Source organism: Promicromonospora aerolata, from assembly GCF_042682255.1.
Classification (GTDB): domain Bacteria; phylum Actinomycetota; class Actinomycetes; order Actinomycetales; family Cellulomonadaceae; genus Promicromonospora; species Promicromonospora aerolata.
The window spans coordinates 4,355,335-4,374,415 of record NZ_JBHUHF010000001.1; the positions used below are offsets into that span (position 1 = coordinate 4,355,335).

Consider the following 19,081-nt stretch of genomic DNA (forward strand, 5'->3'; position numbering starts at 1 on the left):
GCCTCAGCGTCCGGCCTGCTCCGCCCGGTACCGCGCCACGCGCTCGGCGCGTTCGCGTTCCATCCGACGTCGCGGATCAGTCTCGTCGGCCTGCTCGGCGGGTCCGGCCACGTGCAGGAGCAGCCAGTTGAGCCGCCATTTGACGCGGTACCCCAGGGTCAGGCCGTCACTGTTACGCATGCCGTTCCTCCATTTACTTGGTGTACAAACAGTTTGCCTGCAAACTGTTAATCTGGTCAACATCCGAGAGGAGCCACATGACCGTCACATCACGGACCGACGCCGCGGCGTCGCCCGACGACAGCGCCCCGAACGAGTTCCTGGCGGGCGCCCCCGCGCCCGATGACCTCCTGGCCCTCGATCGTCAGGTCTGTTTCGCGCTCGCCGTCGCGTCCCGCAGCGTCATCGCGCTGTACCGGCCGTTGCTCGAGCCGATGGGCATCACTCACCCGCAGTACCTGGTCATGCTCGCGCTGTGGGAGCGGTCGCCGCTCTCGGTCAAGCAGCTCAGCGGACTGCTGCAGCTCGACCCGGGCACGCTGTCGCCACTGCTCAAGCGGCTCGAGGCGATCGGCTACGTGACGCGGCGCCGTGATCCGCGGGACGAGCGGGCCCTCGCCGTCGAGCTCACCGCCTCGGGGCGGGAGCTGCGCGAGCAGGCGCTGCTGGTGCCGCCGGCGATCATGGCGCGCCTGGGTCTCTCCCTCGAGGAGCTCAAGGTGCTGCACCGCAGCCTCACGCAGGTGATCGCGGCAGCCGCGCCATGAGTCGCGGCCGGCTGCACCACGTCGAGCTGTGGGTGGCGCTCCTGTTCCCCGACCGCCATCCGCACGCCGGTGGTCCCGACCACTACGCCGCCTACCTGGAGAACGAGGACGGCTACGAGGTCGAGGTCGTCGCGGACTGACCGTTCGATGTGTCGGTGGTTCCGGACGTTCGCTCTGCCGGCGGCTCGGGAGCGGCTTCGCGCCTGAGCGGTCGGGCTGCCAGGAGGACCGTCATCCACACCATCGTGAACGGGATGACGGTGACGTTCTTGATCGCGAGCTCCCACGACATCCAGGTGGCCTCGTCGATCCCGCCCACCCGGCCGGCCATCGAGTCCGGGACGACCTTGAAGACGAGCAGGAAGACGAGCAGAAAGCCGGCGCTGACCAGCAGTGTGCCCCGGTGGCGCGAGATCCAGTCGGACCAGCGGGCTCCCGCACCGGACCCTTCGATGCGCCGGTCGCGCAGCAGGGCCCACGCCAGCCACGCGATGAACGCGATACGGGCGACCGCCGTGAACGCCTCGCCGCCCGGACCGCCTGCCCACTCCGCGGTGCCGCTCACCGCCAGGAAGCGCTGGATCGAGGCGAGAGCGCCGAAGGCGAGCACAACCGGATAGTTCTGGGCGAAGAAGCGCCAGGTCTCAGCGAGGAGCTCTACCGATTCGGACCAGGGGCGGGATCGTGCGGTCGCCACGTGCGTGTTCATGACATCTCCGTTCGGTCCACTAAATGATTCAGTACACTAAACTGTATGGTGGAGTGCACAATGGAGGGGTGTCAACACCCGAGCGCGCCGAGACGCCCGCAGACGACGACTCCGGAGCCCGGCTCGGCGCCGAGCTGAGCGACGCCGTCGTGCTGTTCCACGAGGCGCTCGGTGCGCTGATGGGACTCTCCGCGGCGGACCACAAGGCGCTCGGGGTGATCCGCCGTGACGGGCCGATGTCCGCGAGGGAGCTCGCTGACCGGACAGGACTGACGGCGGGCGCCGTGACGGGGCTCGTGGACCGGTTGGAGCACTCCGGCCACGCCCGGCGGACGCGACACGAGACCGACCGGCGACAGCTCGTGATCGAGGCGACGGCATCCTCATCACCGCAGGTGAAGAGGGCTCTGGGAGAGATGCAGGAGGCCATGGCCCGGGTCACGGAGCAGTTCACCGTCGACGAGCTGACGGTGGTCGCGCGCTGGGTGAGCCTGACCACCGCGACCATGCGGGAGCAGGCGGCGGCGGTCGGTGCGAGCGGCGGCCGGCGGGCCACGCGGCCCTAGGCGCGGACAGCATCGCCTGGTCGTCCTCGCAGTGTCGGTGGCTCGTGGAAGGGTTCTGGCATGGCCGACCTGCAGCTCGTGGAGCTCACCGTGGACAATCTTCCGGCAGCTCTCGGGCTGCCCCCGCAGGCGAACGACGTGGAACCGGTGTCACCGGTCGCCTGGTCGGTGGCCGAGGCCTACGTCAATCCCACCGCGTGGCCCAGGGTGGTCCTCGACGGCGACGACGTGGTCGGCTTCGTGATGGCGAACTGGAACCCGGCCGAGGAGGTCCCGGAGTTCCGTGCGGGGATCTGGCGTCTCAATGTGGCCCGGGAAGCGCGGAGGCGCGGCGTGGGCAGGTTCGCCGTGGAGCAGGTGGCCGAGGAGGCTCGCCGGCGAGGGCTCGACCGCATCACGGTGCTCTGGGTCCCGGGCCCGGACGGGCCCGAGGAGTTCTACCTGCGCTGCGGCTTCCGCAAGACGGGGAGCGTCGTGTTCGACCAGGTAGCGGGAGAGCTCCTGCTGGGCTGACCGTATGGCGGGCTCCGCTTCCGGCGTCGTACGCGGTGCGAAACAATGTTGCGTCGCCGACCGAAAGGACGTGCCGCAGCATGTCTCGGATCCTGACCCGCTCTACCCCGCAGGCCGAGGGGGTCGACCCCGCAGCGGTGCGGCTCCTCGTCGACCGCCTGGACCGCCTCGAGGACGTGCACAGCGTGATGGTGCTGCGGCACGGGCACGTGATCGCCGAGAGCTGGTGGCATCCGCACACCGCGGACCGCCCCCACACGATGTTCTCGGTGAGCAAGAGCTTCACGGCGACCGCGGTCGGGATGGCTGTCCACGAAGGGCTCCTCACCGTGGACGACCACGTGGTCGACCTCCTGCCGGACGACCTCCCCGCCGACCCGAGCGACCACCTCCGTGCGATGCGCGTGCGTGACCTGCTGACCATGACGACCGGCCACAGCGCCTCGACGATGGAGGGCATCGACCGCACGATCTCCCTGCCGGGTTCCCGCTGGGCCCGTGCCATCCTGGCGCAGCCCGTGGAGCACGAGCCGGGCACGCACTTCGTGTACAACACGGGTGCGACCTACCTGCTGTCGGCGATCCTGCACCGGCTCACGGGCCAGCGGCTGCTCGACTACCTGACGCCACGTCTGCTGGCGCCGCTCGGCATCACCCACGCCGCGTGGGAGCAGGACCCGGACGGCATCGACACCGGAGGGTTCGGGTTGTCGATCACCACGGAGGAGATGGCGGCGTTCGGGCAGCTCTACCTCCAGGGCGGGGTATGGGAGGGAGAGCAGCTCGTACCGGCCGAGTGGGTGGCGGCGGCCACGGCGAAGCAGGTGCCGAACGGCCCGCACGACTGGCCGGAGTGGAACCAGGGTTACGGCTACCAGTTCTGGCAGTGCCGGCACGGCGTCTACCGGGCAGACGGGGCGTTCGGGCAGTACATCGTGGTCTGGCCGGAGAAGGACCTGGTGATCACCATGACGTCGGGCCTCTCGGACCTGCAGTCGGTGCTCGACGTCGTGTGGGACACGCTGCTGCCCGACGGCGCCTGGACCGGCCGCTCCGCCGGGGCCCTGGCGCTCGACGGCCCGGACGCCACTGCCCCGTTCCGGCCGGCGTTGCGGACTCCGGACGGGGCAGCGTCGACCCCGATCGAGGAGTCGTTGCGGGGCGTGACCTACGAGCTCGAGCCGAACCCGCGCGACGTCAGCGCCCTCACGCTGGGCCGCGACGCGTACGGACGGACCGAGATCGCCTTCACGATCGGGGGACTGGACCACTTCGTGCGGTTCGGGCACGGGGAATGGAGCCCAGGAACCTGTTCCCTCCTCGGGGCGCCGGCCGATGTCGCGACCTCCGCCGCCTGGGTCGACGAGTCGACGCTGCGCGGCCGGATGGTGTTCCTCGGCACCCCGTTCGAGTGGTGCCTGGAGCTGCGGTTCTCCGGTGCGGAGGTGGCCGTGGTGATCGACCGCAACGTCGCCTTCGGCGAGCGCGGCCTGCTGGACGTCCGGGGCAAGGCTCGCCGGGGCTGACCGCGGCGAGGGGTGGTCAGCCCCGGTCAGGAGTGGAGCGCGTCGTACTCCGCCTCGGCGGCCACGTCGTCCTCCACATCGAGGCGCACGTGCGCCAACAGCCCCTGCAGCACCCGCAGGGCGGACGCCGCGCGCTCGCCCCAGATCGAGAAGTAGGAGAACTGCCACCACCACAGGGCCTCGAGCTCGTGGCCGCTGTCGAAGTGCTGCAGGCCCTTGGCCAGCGCCTCCGCGACGCACGCGAGGTCACCGGACAGGGACGCCTGGCCCACCTCGTCGCCGAGCACCGGGTCCACCACCTCGATGTAGTCGTCGAACCCGTCGAACATCTTGGACAGGGCCTCGCGCAGCGGATCGAGATCGGTGTCGGGGCCGGCGTCCGGCTCGTAGCGTTCCTTGGGCACCACGTCCACGATCGCGGCGAGGCGCGCACCGGCGGCCAGCAGGTCCGACGACGCGAGGACGAGCAGCGAGAGCTCCGCCCCCGGCATCCCGCCGGACGCCACCTGGGTCACCGTCGACAGGAACGTCCGTGCCTGTGCGGACACCTGGTCCGAGACCTCGCTGAGGTCCGACCCGGGGGCTATCTCACTCATCGTGATCCCACCTACTTGTCGTTACCGATGACACGGCGGCCTTCGAACGCGCGGCCGAGCGTCACCTCGTCCGCGTACTCCAAGTCTCCACCCACGGGCAGACCCGAGGCCAGCCGCGAGACAGTGATACCCATGTGGGCCATCAGTCGGGAAAGATAGGTCGCCGTGGCCTCTCCCTCGACGTTCGGGTCGGTGGCGAGGATGACCTCCTGCACCGTCCCGTCCGCCAGCCGCGACAGGAGCTCGCTGATGCGCAGGTCGTCCGGGCCGACGTTCTCGATGGGATTGATGGCTCCGCCGAGCACGTGGTAGCGGCCGCGGAACTCGCGGGTGCGCTCGATGGCGACCACGTCCTTCGGCTCCTCCACGACACAGATCACATCGTCGCTGCGCCGTGGGTCGAGACAGACACGGCAGCGCTCCGCCTCCGCCACGTTGCCGCACAGCTCGCAGAACTGGACGCGCAGCTTCACCTCGGTGAGCGCGTCGACCAGCCGCTTGACCTCCTGGTCGTCGGTCGCGAGCAGGTGGAACGCGATGCGTTGCGCGCTCTTGGGCCCGACGCCGGGAAGCCGGCCGAGCTCGTCGATCAGGTCTTGGACCGCGCCTTCGTACACAAGAGGTCAGCCTACGGGTCGGCACCGACACGCGGGCCGCGACGGCTGGTGCGTTCCCCGGTCACCGTCCGCCGCGGTACCAGGCTCTAGGCACAATACGTCCGTGCCCGAACTCGATCTCCTCACCATCGTCCTCCTCCTGCTCGCCGGATTCGCCGCCGGGTGGGTCGACGCCGTCGTGGGCGGCGGCGGTCTGATCCAGCTGCCCGCGCTGCTGCTCGTCCCGGGGATCAGCCCCGTCCAAGCCCTGGCGACCAACAAGCTCGGCAGCATCATGGGCACCTCCACCAGCGCCATCACCTACTACCGGCGCGTCCAGCCCGACCTGCACACCGCCGGCCCGATGGCGCTCGCGGCCCTGGCCGGCGCGTTCGGCGGCGCGATCGGCGCGTCCCACATCCCGGCCGAGCTCTTCAAGCCGATAATCCTCGTGGTGCTCGTCGGCGTGCTGGCCTGGACGCTGCTCAAGCCGAACGTCGGCCAGCACGACAACCTGCGCTGGGTCGGCAACGGGCACAAGCGGATCGCCGCGCTCATCGGCCTGCTCATCGGCGCGTACGACGGGCTGCTCGGCCCCGGAACGGGAACGTTCCTGGTCATCAGCCTGGTCAGCGCCCTCGGCTACTCGTTCCTCCCGGCGTCGGCCATCGCGAAGATCGTGAACTTCGCGACCAACCTCGGTGCGCTGATCTTCTTCGTCCCGAGCGGCGCCGTCATCTGGACCCTCGGCCTCGGTATGGGGCTGGCCAACCTGGTCGGGGCCTACATCGGCGCCCGGATGGCGGTGGCCAAGGGATCAAAGTTCGTCCGGGTGGTGTTCGTCCTCGTGGTCGGCGCCCTGATCGCCCGGCTGGCCTGGGACGTCCTGGCCTGAGCCCACGACGTGGGACGGGCTACCCCTGGGATGGCCAAGCACGTACCATCGACCCGCAAACCCAACCACCCGGCGGACCGTTGAGAAAGACGGCGGCCGGCAACGGAAGGCAGGCGCATGGCACTTGTCGTGCAGAAGTACGGCGGATCCTCGGTCGGAGACGCGCGCAGCGTGAAGCGTGTCGCCAAGCGGATCGCCGAAGCAAAGCGAGCAGGTAACGACGTGGTCGTGGTGGTGAGCGCCATGGGCGACACCACCGACGAGCTCCTCGACCTCGCACAGCAGATCACCCCGCTCCCGCCCAAGCGGGAGCTCGATATCCTCCTCACCGCGGGCGAGCGCATCTCCATGTCGCTCCTCGCGATGGCGATCACGAACCTCGGCGTGAAGGCCAAGTCCTACACGGGCCAGCAGGCCGGCCTCATCACCGACGCGGTGCACGGGCGGGCACGGATCGTCGACGTCGTACCGCATCGCATCCGCGAGACCCTGAACAAGGGCCAGGTGGCGATCGTGGCCGGCTTCCAGGGAGTCACCAAGTCCACGAACGACGTCACCACGCTCGGCCGCGGCGGCTCCGACACGACGGCCGTGGCGCTCGCGGCCGGCCTGGACGCCGACGTGTGCGAGATCTACACGGACGTCGACGGCGTGTTCACCGCCGACCCGCGCATCGTGCCCAACGCCCGGAAGATCGAGTGGGCCTCCTACGAGGAGATGCTCGAGCTCGCGGCCAGCGGCGCCAAGGTGCTCGCGCTGCGCAGCGTGGAGTACGCGCGCCGGTACAACGTGCCGATGCACGTGCGCAGCTCGTTCAGCGCGCACGACGGCACGCGCGTGAGCTCCGAGGAAATGAAGCCCCAGAAGTTGAAGGAGAGCACCATGGAAGCCGCGATCATCTCCGGTGTGGCGCACGACCGTTCCGAGTCCAAGATCACCGTCGTCGACGTGCCGGACGTGCCGGGATCGGCCTCGCGCATCTTCGAGGTCGTCGCCCGCACGGGCGCGAACATCGACATGATCGTGCAGAACGTGTCGGCGGCGTCCACCGGCCTGACCGACATCTCCTTCACGCTGCCCGGCTCGGACGGCCCCGCCACGATGGCGGCACTGACCGCCGTGCAGGCGGAGCTCGGCTTCGACTCGCTGCAGTTCGACGACCAGATCGGCAAGCTGTCGCTGGTGGGCGCGGGCATGAAGTCGCACCCCGGTGTCTCGGCCCGGCTCTTCGCCGCGCTGCGGGACGCAGGGATCAACATCGAGATGATCTCCACCTCGGAGATCCGCATCTCGGTAGTGACTCGCGCGGACTCGCTGGACGACGCCGTGCGCGCCGTGCACACCGCGTTCGGGCTCGACGGCGCCGACGGCGAGGCCGTCGTCTACGCGGGAACGGGGCGCTGACATGACCACCATCTCTGATCAGGGCGTACACCTCGCCGTCGTCGGCGCCACCGGTCAGGTGGGTGCCGTGATGCGCCGCCTGCTGGAGGAGCGAGACTTCCCCGTGGCCTCGGTGCGGTACTTCGCGTCCGCCCGTTCGGCCGGCACCACCCTGCCGTTCGACGGCGTGGACGTCCCGTTGGAGGATGTCGCCGCGACGGCCACGGCCGACCTCGCCGACATCGACATCGCCCTCTTCTCCGCGGGCGGTGGCACGTCGCGCGAGCACGCGCCGCGGTTCGCCGAGGCGGGCGCCCTGGTCGTCGACAACTCGTCGGCCTGGCGCCTCGACCCCGAGGTTCCGCTCGTCGTCTCCGAGGTGAACCCGGAGGCGCTCGAGGAAGCGGTCAAGGGCATCGTGGCGAACCCGAACTGCACCACGATGGCCGCGATGCCGGTGCTCTCGCCGCTGGCGAAGGCGGCGGGCCTGGAGCGGCTGCGCGTGGCGACCTACCAGGCGGTGTCCGGTTCCGGGCTGGCCGGGGTGGACGAGCTGGCCGGGCAGGTGCGTTCCGGTGCCGAGCAGCAGCTCGAAGGTCTCGTGCACGACGGCCGGTCCGTGGACCTGCCCGACCCCAAGGCGTACGTCGAGCCCATCGCGTTCAACGTGCTCCCGCTGGCCGGCAACCTGGTCGACGACGGCTCGGGCGAGACCGACGAGGAGCAGAAGCTGCGCAACGAGTCGCGCAAGATCCTGGGCCTGCCGGGTCTGGCCGTGGCCGGGACCTGCGTGCGGGTGCCGGTGTTCACCGGTCACTCGCTGTCGATCCACGCGGAGTTCGAGCGGCCGATCACCCCGGACGAGGCCCGCAAGCTGCTGGCCGACGCTCCCGGGGTCCAGCTGGCCGACGTCCCGACGCCGCTCGCCGCGGCCGGCGTCGACCCGTCCCTGGTGGGTCGCATCCGCACGGACCAGTCGGTGCCGGACGGTCGTGGCCTGGTCCTCTTCGTCAGCAACGACAACCTCCGCAAGGGGGCAGCGCTGAACACCATCCAGATCGCCGAGCTCATCGCGGCAGACCTGGCCGAGCTGCAGACGCTAGACGCGGCGGAGCCGGCCGACACGTAGCCGGCCCGACGACCGCCAGGAGGGGCGGGGCAGTGTGCACACGCACGCTGCCCCGCCCCTCTTTGCGTACCCGGACGGTCCCGGTGTACCCGGACTGCTTGCGCCGGGGAGGGGTCATGTGGTTCATTGGTCAAGTAACGAACCACTGAACGTCAGGACCGAGACATGTTCGACGGACCAGAGCCCATCTATGTGCAGATCGCTACGTGGATCCGCGCGCAGGTGCTCTCCGGCGAGCTCGGCGAGGAGGAGCAGGTCATGTCCACCACGCAGTTCGCGACCACCTTCCGCATCAATCCCGCGACGGCCGCCAAGGCGTTCTCCGGGCTGGTCGAGGAGGGCATCCTCTACAAGCGGCGCGGACTGGGCATGTTCGTCGCGCCCGGCGCTCGGCAGCAGCTGCTCGCCGACCACCGCACGCGCTACTTCGACGAGGTGCTCGACCCGGCGCTGGCCCAGGCCGAGGTCCTCGACATCCCCGTCGGCGACATCGTCGACCACATCCTCGGCCGCGCCCCGCACTCCGGCGCGCGGACCGTCAAGAAGGAGAAGCGATGAGCCTCGACCCGTTCGGCGCCCATTTCGACGACGTCGGCGTGCGCTACCGCGCCTCGTGGCGGATGACGCAGCAGGGCACGGTGGCGAAGGAGGCGGGCGGTGTCGCGCTCGACGGCGCCACCTGCGTGTTCCCTGCCGGCGCCATCACGGGCCTCCTCGGCCGGAACGGCGCGGGAAAGACCAGCCTGCTCGGCCTGCTGGCCGGGTTCCGCCGTCCGACCGCCGGCCGTGTCCGGGTCGGGCCGGAGGGGCAGGAGCAGGACCCGTGGGAGAACCCGGCGATCCTGTCAGGCGTCCAGCTCGTCCGCGAGAGCGGCGACGTCATGGCCGAGGAGGACGTCAGCACCACGCTCAAGCACTACGCCACCATGCGGCCCGAGTGGGACTCCGACTACGCGGACCGGCTGCTGGACCTGTTCGAGATCGATGTCGAGAAGACACCCGCGGCGCTGTCCCGCGGCAAGCGCTCGGCGCTCGGCGCCACGATCGGCCTGGCCGCCCGGGCACCGCTGACCATCTTCGACGAGGTGTACCTCGGCATGGACGCGCCGACGCGCTACGCGTTCTACGACGAGCTGCTCAAGGACTACGCGGAGCATCCCCGCACGATCATCCTGTCCAGCCACCTCGTCGAGGAGTCCGAGCGGCTCTTCGAGCACGTGGTGGTCGTCGACCGTGGCCGGGTGCTGCTCGCCGAGCCGGCCGACGACATGCGGGCCAGGGGCACGAGCCTCACGGGGAGCGCCGCCGCCGTCGACCACCTGGCCGCCGGGCACCGGGTGCTGCACCGCCAGGAGCTGGGCCCCACCGTCATGGTCACGCTCGAGGGCGCGCTCACCGAACGGGAAGAGGCGGAGGCCGCCGACTCCGGCGTGCAGGTCGGCGCCGTCCCGCTGCAGGACCTGTTCGTCCATCTCACCCGCACCACCGCACCGAAGGAGACCGACTGATGACGGGCACCATCCTCGAGGAGCGTGGGCGGCTCGCCCACCAACGCTCCAGCCGCGCGGCCGAGAAGGTGTTCCTGCGCGGCATGCTGCAGGCCGGCGCCTGGTTCTGGGTCGCGGTCGTCGTCGCCAGCATCGTGATCGCCGTGATCCAGGCCCGGTTCGGTGGCATGGAGGGCAGCGCGCTGCAGTACACCATCGGCTCCGCGCGGTGGTTCATGTTCACGATGGGCCTGATCCTCGGCGTCGCGACGCTGCCCCTCCACCTCGCCGCGGGCGGTACCCGGCGTGCGTTCGTCAACGGGCTGATCCGGGCCGCCGTGCTCGCCGGGTTGTCGACCGGGCTCCTTTTGGCGCTGCTGCTGCTGGTCGAGCGGCTGGCCTGGGGCGCGGTCGGCTGGGACTGGCAGTTCAGCCAGGGACTGGTGCCCGAGGGCAGCTTCGTCGTCACCGTCGCGGGCGAGGCCCTCGTGATCGCCACCTACATCCTCGCCGGAGCGATGCTGCCCGCGGGCTACCAGCGCTTCGGGGCGTGGGGCGGCAGCTTCTGGATCCTGGCCCTGCTGGCTCTCGTCATCTTCGTCGACTGGTGCGTGCATACCGGCTACGTCTTCGGCTGGGAAACCCTCGTCGACGCCGGGCCGGGCCGCGCCCTCCTCGGGCTCTGCGGCGGCGTGCTGGCCGTGGCGGTCGCGGCCTTCGGCGTCGACCGCTTCTACCGCGACATGCCGCTGCGCCCGACGCTCGGCTGATCGACGGCCGACCACCCGCCCCGCACTTGTCCACAGCTTTGTCCACAGTTCCGTCCGTGCGTACGCCAGCGGACTTATCCACAGACTTGTCCACAGAAGGTGAGGCACCATGGCAACTCCCCAGCCTGACGCCGACGCACCCGTCGTCGAGGTCGGCCATCTGCGCAAGACCTACCCGGCCGCCCGTCGTGGTGGTGTCCCCAAGACTGCCGTCACCGATGTGTCGTTCCAGGTGGCACGCGGCGAGATCTTCGGGATCCTCGGCCCCAACGGCGCCGGCAAGACCACTACGGTGGAGTGCGTCTCGGGGCTCCGGCACGCCGACGGTGGCACCGTCCGGGTGCTGGGGCACGACCCCCAGGCCGACCCGACGTCGGTCCGTGAGCACGTCGGCGTGCAGCTCCAGGAAGCCGCCCTGCACGACAAGATCACGGTGGGCGAGGCGCTCGACGTCTTCGGCTCGTTCTACACGCATCGTGCCGACCCCGCCGAGCTCCTGGACCTGCTCGACCTGACCGCGCACCGCGACCAGCAGTTCGCCAAGCTGTCCGGTGGGCAGAAGCAGCGGCTGTCGATCGCACTCGCCCTGGTCGGCAAGCCGCAGGTCGCGATCCTCGACGAGCTCACCACCGGCCTCGACCCCGCGGCACGCCGCGCCACCTGGGACCTCGTGGAGAAGGTCCGAGACTCCGGCGTGACCGTCCTGCTGGTCACCCACTTCATGGACGAGGCCGAACGGCTCTGCGACCGGCTCGTCGTGATCGACGGCGGACGCGTGGTCGCCCAGGGCACGCCGTCCGCCCTGATCGAAGGGCTCGAAGGTGACCGGGGCGTCCGGCTCCGGTTCGCCGACGCCGGTGCCCGCGCCGGTGCCACCGCGCTGCTCACCGCCCTCGCCGACCGGGACGACGACGTGACCGCCGCCGTCCCGGTCGGCGACGAGATCGAGGTGACCGGGACCCACAAGGTGCTGTTCGCCGTGGTCCAGACGCTCGCGGCGGCCGACGTGGTCCCCGACGACGTGCGCACGCTCGAACGCACCCTTGAGGACGTGTTCGTGCAGGTCACCGGACGCGCCTACCGAGTGGACGAGAACGAGGAGGTGGCGGCATGACCGCCCTGGGAACCGCAGTGTCCGTACGGACGGGCCGCGCCGGGGCGGGGGCCCGCGCCTTCCGGACCCTGCTCGTCACCGAGCTCAAGGTGTGGTTGCGCGAACCGACCGCCGTGTTCTTCGCGCTGGTCTTCCCGAGCCTGCTGCTGCTCGGCCTCGGACTCGCCATCCCCGACTTCTCCCAGCCGATGACCGACGCCCCGCCGCCCTGGAACGAGGCACCGGGCGTCACCAGCTACCTGCCCACCATCATCGCCCTGGCCGTGGGGACGATCGCCCTGACCACCATGCCCGTCCAGTTCGCCACGTTCCGCGAGAAGGGCATCCTGAAGCGGCTCTCGACCACTCCCATGCCACCGCAGAACCTGATCGGCGCGCACCTGGTGATCAACGTGCTGGCCCTGTTCGTGTCGGCCGGGGCCGCAGTGGTCGGCGGCATGGTGGTCCTCGGGGTCCCGTTCGCGGCCGACCCGCTGACCGTCCTCCTCGTCCTGGTGCTGTCGACGACCGCCATGTTCTCCCTCGGGATGCTGGTCGCAGCACGGGCGGAGAAGGGGGCCACGGCCTCGGGCCTCGGGATGCTGATCTACTTCCCGTCCCTGATGTTCTCCGGCGTGTGGGTGCCGCTGGACGTCATGCCCGACTGGATGCGCGAGATCGGCCTCTACCTGCCGCTCGGCGCGTCGGCCCAGGGGCTGACCACCGGCTGGTTCGGCACCGAGGGCTTCCCGCTGGCACAGGTGCTCGTGCTGGCCGCATGGACGCTGGTGCTCTTCCCTCTCGGGGTGAAGCTCTTCCGCTGGGAGTGACCACCTGACGGGACCCGGCCCAGGCTGCGGCCGGGCCGGGTCTATCGTGACCCGGCCGATGTCGAGGTGACACGCGGGAGAGGAACACACATGGGAACGCTGCGGAAGATCGCCGAGCTCGCCGGGCGCTGGTTCGCCGTACTGGTACTGCTGGGTGGTGTGGCAGGCCTGCTCGCGCCGGCACAGCTGGCGCCGCTCGCCGGCCACATCCCGCTCTTCCTCGGGATCATCATGTTCGGCATGGGCCTCACCCTGCAGGGCCGCGACTTCGCGCTCGTCGCCAAGCGGCCCTGGGCGGTGCTGATCGGCGTCGTCGCGCAGTTCCTCGTCATGCCGCTGCTCGCGTGGGGCGTCGGCGGCATCTACGGCCTCACCGGCATGGCGATGCTCGGCATGGTCCTCGTCGGGTCGGCCCCCGGAGGCACGGCCTCCAACGTGATCGTCTACCTCGGCAAGGGCGACACCGCCCTGTCCGTGACGATGACCGCGATCTCCACCGTGCTCGCTCCGTTCCTCACGCCCGCACTCATCCTGTGGCTCGCCGACGAGACCCTCGACGTCGGGTTCATGGACCTGTTCGGCTCGATCGTCCAGGTGGTGCTCGTGCCGGTGCTCGCAGGCCTGGTGGTCCGTACCGTCGCCGGAAGGTACGTCGAGAGGGTGCTGCCCTACCTGCCGCTGGTCTCCGTGGGCGGCATCGTGCTCGTCGTACTCGGCGTCGTGGCCGCCAACGCCCAGACGGTGCTCTCGACCGGCCTGCTCCTGGCGCTCGCCGTCATCACGCACAACCTGCTCGGGCTCCTGCTCGGGTACGGCGCCGCCAAGGCGGCGCGCCTGGACCGGGCCGCGCGCCGGGCGGTGAGCGTCGAGGTCGGCATGCAGAACTCCGGTCTCGCCGCGAGCCTCGCGGCCACCCACTTCACCCCGGCGGCCGCCCTGCCCGCGGCGCTGTTCTCGGTGTGGCACAACCTGTCCGGGGCGGGTCTGGCAACGTGGTGGGCTCGCCGTTCCGAGACGCGCTGATCTCGCCTACTCTCTTGTCATGAAGCCGTTCCTGCTGCTGGCGACGCGCGGCGAGGACATCGCCGCGGACGGCGAGTACGCGGCGTTCTGCCAGTACGGCGGACTCGAACCGGAGCAGCTGCACCGGGTACGCCTCGAGCGCGAGCCGCTGCCGGCGGTGAACCTCGACGACTACTCGGGCGTGCTCGTCGGTGGCGGGCCGTTCAACTCCTCGGATCCCGCGGACAAGAAGGGGCCGGTGCAGCGGCGCGTCGAGGCGGAGCTCGCGGTGCTGCTCGACGAGCTCGTCGCGCGCGACTTCCCGTTCCTCGGCGCCTGCTACGGCGTCGGCACGCTGGGTGCGCACCAGGGGGCGGTGATCGACAGCACCTACGGGGAGCCGCCGGGACCGGTCGTCGTGGAGCTCACCCCGGACGCGGCGTCGGACCCCCTGCTGGACGGGGTGCTGCCGACGTTCCCGGCGTACGTGGGTCACAAGGAGGCGGTGCGCAAGCTGCCGGACCATGCGGTGCTGCTCGCCTCCTCGGCCGACTGCCCGGTCCAGATGTTCCGGATCAAGCAGAACCTGTACGCCACGCAGTTCCACCCGGAGCTGGACGTCGTGGGGATGCAGCAGCGGATCGTCGTCTACCGGGACTACGGCTACTTCCCGAGCGAGGAGGCGGAGCTGGTGCGCGAGCGGGTCGTCGCCGTGACCGTCGCCGAGCCGATGCGCATCCTGCGGGCCTTCGTGGAGCGGTACGCCCGGTAGCTGCCCGGGGAGAGCAGGACTGTGATCGACCGCATCCTGGTACCCGGTGGACAGCCCGCTGGGGTCCGGCTACCGTTTTGGCCGTGGACATCCGTTGGTATTGGCGCTTTACGTCGGCTCCTGGTGGAGCTCGGCGGGCGCTCGCCTGACCAACTTTCCACCCGGAGCCAGGGCCTGGGACGCCGATCGCGTCCAGGCCCTTCGTCTTTGCCAGACGGGCCGCTCCGGACCAGGAGTCGGTGGCGGGCCGTCCGGTTCCTTCGAACCAGACCCGCCTACCAGGAGCCCCGATCCCGATGAGCATCACCCCTGCGGAACCCAGCACCGAGGCATCCGACCTCGGTACCCGCACCTCCGACCTGCGCATCCGCGCTCTCGACCCGCTGCCCGCCCCGAACGGTCTGCTGGAGTCGATGCCGCTCGGCACCGCCCGCAGCGACCTCGTCACGACGTCCCGCCGCGAGGTGCGCGACGTCCTGGCCGGCGACGACGACCGCCTGCTGACGATCGTGGGCCCGTGCTCGGTCCACGACCCGGCCGCCGCGCTCGACTACGCCGCCCGGCTCGCGACGCTCCGGCGTGAGCTGTCCGACGACCTGGTCGTCGTCATGCGGGTGTACTTCGAGAAGCCGCGTACCACCGTGGGTTGGAAGGGCCTCATCAACGACCCGCACCTGGACGGTTCGCACGACGTGCGGCACGGTCTGAACCTCGCCCGCGAGGTGCTGCTGGGGGTGCTCGACGCGGGGGTGCCGGCGGGAGCCGAGTTCCTCGAGCCGACCAGTCCCCAGTACATCGCCGACGCCGTGACCTGGGGCGCGATCGGTGCCCGCAACGTGGAGTCGCAGGTGCACCGGCAGCTGGCCTCCGGTCTGTCGATGCCGGTCGGGTTCAAGAACGCGACCGACGGCGACGTGCAGATCGCGGTGGACGGCTGTGTCACCGCGGCGAGCGAGCACACCTTCTTCGGGGCCGACGGCGAAGGGCGCGCCGCAGCGGTCGAGACCACCGGCAACCCGGACTGCCACGTGATCCTGCGCGGCGGCCGCTCCGGCCCCAACTACTCGCCCGAGCACATCACCGACGCGCTGCGCGTGGCCCGGGGCTCTGGCCTGGGCGGCGCCGTCGAGAACGGGGTGATCGTCGACGCGAGCCACGGCAACTCCGGCAAGGACCATGTGCGCCAGGCCGGCGTCGTGCACGAGATCGCCAACCGCATCGCCGACGGCGAGCACGGCATCACGGGTCTGATGATGGAGAGCTTCCTCGTGGCCGGGGCGCAGAAGCCGGCGCCGCTGTCCGAGCTCACGTACGGCCAGTCGGTCACCGACAAGTGCATGGACTGGGACACCACCGAGGACCTGCTCCGCGAGCTGGCCAAGGCCGTTCGGGAGCGCCGGGGCTGAGTCTCGCTGGTCGAGCCTGTCGCCACGCGGCAGGCTCGACCACCCGGACACCACTGGTCAGCCGGCGAAGCCCTCCAGCTCCGCCGTCGACACCTTCCGCCGAGACCTGATCAGTTCCTCGACCCGCTCCATCTGTTCCCACACGTTCACCGCCATCCCCGCCACGACCAGCCCGTCGACGCGCCAGAACGCCACGAACTCCCGCTTGCGGGCGTCGCCGGAGACCACCACGTCGTCGTAGCCGGCCTGGACGTCCACCCAGCCGGTGTACTCCATGCCGACGTCGTACTGGTCGCTGTAGAAGTACGGCAGCTTGTCGTACGGGTCGGTCGCGCCGAGCATGGCGCGGCCGGCATGCGCGCCGGTCTCCTGGGCTACCGCCCAGTGCTCCACCCGGAGCGGGCGTCCGTAGTGCGCGGACGGGATGCTTGCCACGTCGCCCCCGGCGAAGATGTCGGGGTGCGATGTCGCGAGGGTGCCGTCCACGACGATCCCGCCACCCAGCGCGGTGGGCCGGAGGTCCAGGCCCGCGGCCTCCGCGAGGCCGACGTTCGGTGTGGCACCCACACCGATCACGACGACGTCGGCACCGAGGTGGGTGCCGTCCGCCAGGTCGACGCCGGTCACCCGGCCGTCCACGCCACGCAGTGCCGTAACCCTCGCACTACGGACCAGACGCACCTCGTGCTCACGGTGGACCCCGGCGTAGAAGTCGCTCATCTCGGCCCCGAGCACCCGCCCGAGCGGGTGCGGGCCGTCGCCGATGACCGTGACATCCAGCCCGAGGGTGCGGGCCGACGCCGCCACCTCCAGCCCGATCCACCCGTCGCCGATCACGACGATCCGTCCCACCCCTTCCAACGACGCCTCGAGGAGCCTGCTGGAGATGCGGTCGGAGTCGTCGATGGTGCGCAGGTAGTGGACCCCGGCGAGGTCACCGCCGGGCAGGTCGAGGGTGCGCGGCGTGGAGCCAGGAGCGAGCAGCACCTTCGAGAAGGCGAGCGTGTCGCCGTCGGACAGCGTGAGCACGTGGCCGGCGGGGTCCAGTCCGACGACCGTCTCGCCGGTGCGGACGACGACGTCGTGCTCGCGGTACCAGGCCTCGTCGAGCGGGAAGACGACGTCGCGTTCCGACTCGCCACGCAGGTAGTCCTTGCTCAGCGGTGGTCGCTCGTACGGATGGTGGGGTTCGGTGGTGACGACCATCAGGTCGCCGTCGTAACCGCCGGCGCGCAGCGCTTCAGCGGCGCGGGCCGTGGTCAGCCCGCCACCTACGAGGACGTACGGATCCATCAGGTGCCTCCCGTGCTCGCTGAGGTCCCAGTCTCGCACCGGAGGGCGAGGCGGGCACGAGCGCTGGGGAAACCCTCAGCTCAGCGCGGATGTGCCCACGTCAGGTCGGCCCGAGGCAGCCGGCCAGGTGCCCGACGCCGTCCAGGAGGCCGGTATGCGACCGTTCCCCTGCGCCGTGGAACGCCGCAGCCGAGGCTGTACCGGCTGCGGGGGATGCGCCCGGGCCCGGGGCCGGCCGTTCCGGTGGCCGTGGTCCATTCCGGTGCGGACTCGCGGACGGGTTTCGGTGGAACGGGCACGACGGTGGTGTAGGCGTGCCCGGTGGGCGTGATCGTCTCCACGGCGTGCCGCCCTTCGACATCCGTCGGGTGCTGTGTCCAGCCGGGTGCCTGCTTGGCGTGATTGCAACGGACGCACAGGCCTTGTCCGTTGTCGAGGCTGGTCCGGCCGCCGTCGGCGTGCGGGGTGACGTGGTCGATGTGCCGTACCGGGGCGTCGCACCAGGCGGTGGCGCAGATGCCCTGTTCGCGGGCACGCAACAGGGCGGAGAGACCCGGCGGGTGGAACCTGGAGGTCGATGTCGTGGCCAACAGCCGTCCGCGGGGGTCGACATAGATCGCGCGCAACCACGCCGCATCGGCGTCGATCGCGTGCGCGACGAGGGCTCGTGCCACCGGTCCCGGGACCGTTCCAGCACCCGCAGCAGCTCCCTCGACGACGACGGCGGGCTGGTCGGCGGGCTGCTCCGTGCCCGGCTGGCCGCCGCTGCCCGTCGGGTCGGTGCTGGTCAGGTCAGTGCTGGTCAGGTCGCCGCCGGTCAGGAGCGTCTGGTCGGAGACGAGCAGGTTGATCGTGACCGGGACGTCGTCCGCCTTGCCGGGCTCGCGCCCGGTGATGCGCTCGACCAGGGTGTCGGCCATGATCTGCCCCGTGCCGCGCTCGTCTCCGGTGGCCCTGGCCGACTCGGCCTCCTTCTTGAGACGGGCGTAGGCCTGCACTCCCTGCTGCATCGGCACCAGAGCGGTCAGGTACACCATCAGGTCCGGAGCGGGACGGACGGAGACGCAGCGCTCGGAGACCGCCTTCGCGTTGCGCTTGACGCACGCGTCGACATCGAACCGAGCGGCGAGCTCCTTGACCTTCGCGATCAGTCGCTTGGTGCCCATGCGGGCCAGCGCAGCCCGGTGCGCCGGTCCGCAGACTTCCTCGTCGATCCGGGCGCGATGCTCAGCCGAGAGGTGAGCGGTCTCGCGCACCATGAGCGTCGCGCGCCACTGCGAGAGCACACCGGTGCGCAGGGCATCGAACGTGTACGGCATCTCAGTGACCCACGCCCGGGCAGTGCCCAGGAACGAACCACCCCCATGTGGGCTGGACTGCATCGCTGCCCCCACCTGGCTCGGTACGCCACGGCCCCGCCGCTCGGCGCGGATACCCTGCCGGGCCTCATCGGACCGAGTGGCCTGCTCCAGTGCGACGGCGAGCCGCGCCTGAGCGGCCGCTGCAGTGTTCTTCAGGGCCTCCAGCTCACCGAGCAGGTCCACCCACTCGGCCTGGACCTGCTGCTGCGCCGGCCCGGTCATGTCGGTAGCACCTGGGAGGATCATGTTCGCGAGCCGCTCACGGACAGCCTGGACTTCTGCGACGTGGGCGATCGTGCCGTCCACGCCGACCGGAGCCGGCGAGAGCTGCCCGCCGACTTTCGGTGGTGGCTGGTTGGCACTTCGCGTCATGGCATCAATGTATCG

The 19,081-nt window shown here is 70.6% G+C and carries 22 protein-coding genes; 16 read left to right on the forward strand and 6 right to left on the reverse strand.

What is annotated here, in order from left to right:
* Nucleotides 1–3 precede the first annotated feature (3 nt).
* Nucleotides 4–180, reverse strand: coding sequence for a hypothetical protein (locus tag ACFSL2_RS19455; RefSeq protein ID WP_377199415.1), 177 nt, complete (start codon nt 178–180; stop codon nt 4–6).
* A 77-nt stretch (nt 181–257) separates the two neighbouring features.
* On the opposite strand from ACFSL2_RS19455, the gene ACFSL2_RS19460 reads away from it, so the two are divergent.
* On the forward strand, nt 258–767 hold the full coding sequence (locus tag ACFSL2_RS19460) for a MarR family winged helix-turn-helix transcriptional regulator (protein WP_377199416.1): 510 nt from the start codon (nt 258–260) through the stop codon (nt 765–767).
* Nucleotides 764–907 carry a VOC family protein gene (locus tag ACFSL2_RS19465; protein WP_377199417.1) on the forward strand — a complete coding sequence of 48 codons (144 nt, stop codon included), beginning with the start codon at nt 764–766 and terminating at the stop codon, nt 905–907. The genes ACFSL2_RS19460 and ACFSL2_RS19465 overlap by 4 nt, the downstream gene beginning before the upstream one ends.
* Here ACFSL2_RS19465 and ACFSL2_RS19470 read toward each other — a convergent pair.
* Nucleotides 880–1,476 (reverse strand): hypothetical protein, encoded by a 597-nt coding sequence (locus tag ACFSL2_RS19470; RefSeq protein ID WP_377199418.1) that lies wholly within the window; start codon nt 1,474–1,476, stop codon nt 880–882. The two genes, ACFSL2_RS19465 and ACFSL2_RS19470, sit on opposite strands and share 28 nt — an antisense overlap.
* A gap of 68 nt (nt 1,477–1,544) precedes the next feature.
* On the opposite strand from ACFSL2_RS19470, the gene ACFSL2_RS19475 reads away from it, so the two are divergent.
* The 3 genes from ACFSL2_RS19475 to ACFSL2_RS19485 all read left to right on the forward strand — a co-directional run bounded on the left by ACFSL2_RS19475 (nt 1,545) and on the right by ACFSL2_RS19485 (nt 4,081).
* Nucleotides 1,545–2,042, forward strand: coding sequence for a MarR family winged helix-turn-helix transcriptional regulator (locus tag ACFSL2_RS19475; RefSeq protein ID WP_377199419.1), 498 nt, complete (start codon nt 1,545–1,547; stop codon nt 2,040–2,042).
* Between the two features lie 60 nt (nt 2,043–2,102).
* The gene (locus tag ACFSL2_RS19480; RefSeq protein ID WP_377199420.1) at nt 2,103–2,555 is read left to right on the forward strand and encodes a GNAT family N-acetyltransferase; all 453 of its coding nucleotides are present in this window, start codon (nt 2,103–2,105) and stop codon (nt 2,553–2,555) included.
* 80 nt (nt 2,556–2,635) lie between these two features.
* Nucleotides 2,636–4,081 (forward strand): serine hydrolase domain-containing protein, encoded by a 1,446-nt coding sequence (locus ACFSL2_RS19485; protein WP_377199421.1) that lies wholly within the window; start codon nt 2,636–2,638, stop codon nt 4,079–4,081.
* A gap of 26 nt (nt 4,082–4,107) precedes the next feature.
* Here the strand turns inward: ACFSL2_RS19485 and ACFSL2_RS19490 are convergent, their stop codons facing one another.
* Nucleotides 4,108–4,677: a DUF5063 domain-containing protein gene (locus tag ACFSL2_RS19490; protein ID WP_377199422.1), complete on the reverse strand. Its 570-nt coding sequence runs from the start codon at nt 4,675–4,677 to the stop codon at nt 4,108–4,110.
* An 11-nt stretch (nt 4,678–4,688) separates the two neighbouring features.
* On the reverse strand, nt 4,689–5,294 hold the full coding sequence (recR, locus tag ACFSL2_RS19495; RefSeq protein WP_377199423.1) for a recombination mediator RecR: 606 nt from the start codon (nt 5,292–5,294) through the stop codon (nt 4,689–4,691).
* A gap of 103 nt (nt 5,295–5,397) precedes the next feature.
* On the opposite strand from recR, the gene ACFSL2_RS19500 reads away from it, so the two are divergent.
* The 11 genes from ACFSL2_RS19500 to ACFSL2_RS19550 all read left to right on the forward strand — a co-directional run bounded on the left by ACFSL2_RS19500 (nt 5,398) and on the right by ACFSL2_RS19550 (nt 16,040).
* On the forward strand, nt 5,398–6,168 hold the full coding sequence (locus ACFSL2_RS19500; protein ID WP_377199424.1) for a TSUP family transporter: 771 nt from the start codon (nt 5,398–5,400) through the stop codon (nt 6,166–6,168).
* A gap of 117 nt (nt 6,169–6,285) precedes the next feature.
* A complete protein-coding gene (locus tag ACFSL2_RS19505; protein WP_377199425.1) occupies nt 6,286–7,572 on the forward strand; it encodes an aspartate kinase in 1,287 nt (428 codons plus the stop codon).
* Nucleotide 7,573: 1 nt separating this feature from the next.
* Nucleotides 7,574–8,680, forward strand: coding sequence for an aspartate-semialdehyde dehydrogenase (locus tag ACFSL2_RS19510; RefSeq protein WP_377199426.1), 1,107 nt, complete (start codon nt 7,574–7,576; stop codon nt 8,678–8,680).
* A gap of 165 nt (nt 8,681–8,845) precedes the next feature.
* Nucleotides 8,846–9,238, forward strand: coding sequence for a GntR family transcriptional regulator (locus ACFSL2_RS19515; protein WP_377199427.1), 393 nt, complete (start codon nt 8,846–8,848; stop codon nt 9,236–9,238).
* Entirely contained in the window at nt 9,235–10,188 is a 954-nt protein-coding gene (locus ACFSL2_RS19520; protein ID WP_377199428.1) for an ATP-binding cassette domain-containing protein, read from the forward strand. Before ACFSL2_RS19515 ends, ACFSL2_RS19520 begins: the two co-directional genes overlap by 4 nt.
* A complete protein-coding gene (locus tag ACFSL2_RS19525; RefSeq protein WP_377199429.1) occupies nt 10,188–10,937 on the forward strand; it encodes a hypothetical protein in 750 nt (249 codons plus the stop codon). Before ACFSL2_RS19520 ends, ACFSL2_RS19525 begins: the two co-directional genes overlap by 1 nt.
* Nucleotides 10,938–11,046: 109 nt before the next feature.
* Nucleotides 11,047–12,051: an ABC transporter ATP-binding protein gene (locus tag ACFSL2_RS19530; RefSeq protein WP_377199430.1), complete on the forward strand. Its 1,005-nt coding sequence runs from the start codon at nt 11,047–11,049 to the stop codon at nt 12,049–12,051.
* A complete protein-coding gene (locus ACFSL2_RS19535; protein WP_377199431.1) occupies nt 12,048–12,860 on the forward strand; it encodes an ABC transporter permease in 813 nt (270 codons plus the stop codon). The genes ACFSL2_RS19530 and ACFSL2_RS19535 overlap by 4 nt, the downstream gene beginning before the upstream one ends.
* 90 nt (nt 12,861–12,950) lie before the next feature.
* Nucleotides 12,951–13,883 carry a bile acid:sodium symporter family protein gene (locus ACFSL2_RS19540; protein ID WP_377199432.1) on the forward strand — a complete coding sequence of 311 codons (933 nt, stop codon included), beginning with the start codon at nt 12,951–12,953 and terminating at the stop codon, nt 13,881–13,883.
* A 19-nt stretch (nt 13,884–13,902) separates the two neighbouring features.
* A complete protein-coding gene (locus ACFSL2_RS19545; RefSeq protein WP_377199433.1) occupies nt 13,903–14,634 on the forward strand; it encodes a glutamine amidotransferase in 732 nt (243 codons plus the stop codon).
* 296 nt (nt 14,635–14,930) lie between these two features.
* A complete protein-coding gene (locus ACFSL2_RS19550; RefSeq protein ID WP_377199434.1) occupies nt 14,931–16,040 on the forward strand; it encodes a 3-deoxy-7-phosphoheptulonate synthase in 1,110 nt (369 codons plus the stop codon).
* A gap of 57 nt (nt 16,041–16,097) precedes the next feature.
* Here the strand turns inward: ACFSL2_RS19550 and ACFSL2_RS19555 are convergent, their stop codons facing one another.
* Nucleotides 16,098–17,333 (reverse strand): NAD(P)/FAD-dependent oxidoreductase, encoded by a 1,236-nt coding sequence (locus tag ACFSL2_RS19555; RefSeq protein WP_377199435.1) that lies wholly within the window; start codon nt 17,331–17,333, stop codon nt 16,098–16,100.
* Nucleotides 17,334–17,413: 80 nt separating this feature from the next.
* Nucleotides 17,414–18,940, reverse strand: a complete 1,527-nt coding sequence (locus ACFSL2_RS19560; protein WP_377200857.1) for an HNH endonuclease — start codon at nt 18,938–18,940, stop codon at nt 17,414–17,416.
* Nucleotides 18,941–19,081 lie beyond the last annotated feature (141 nt).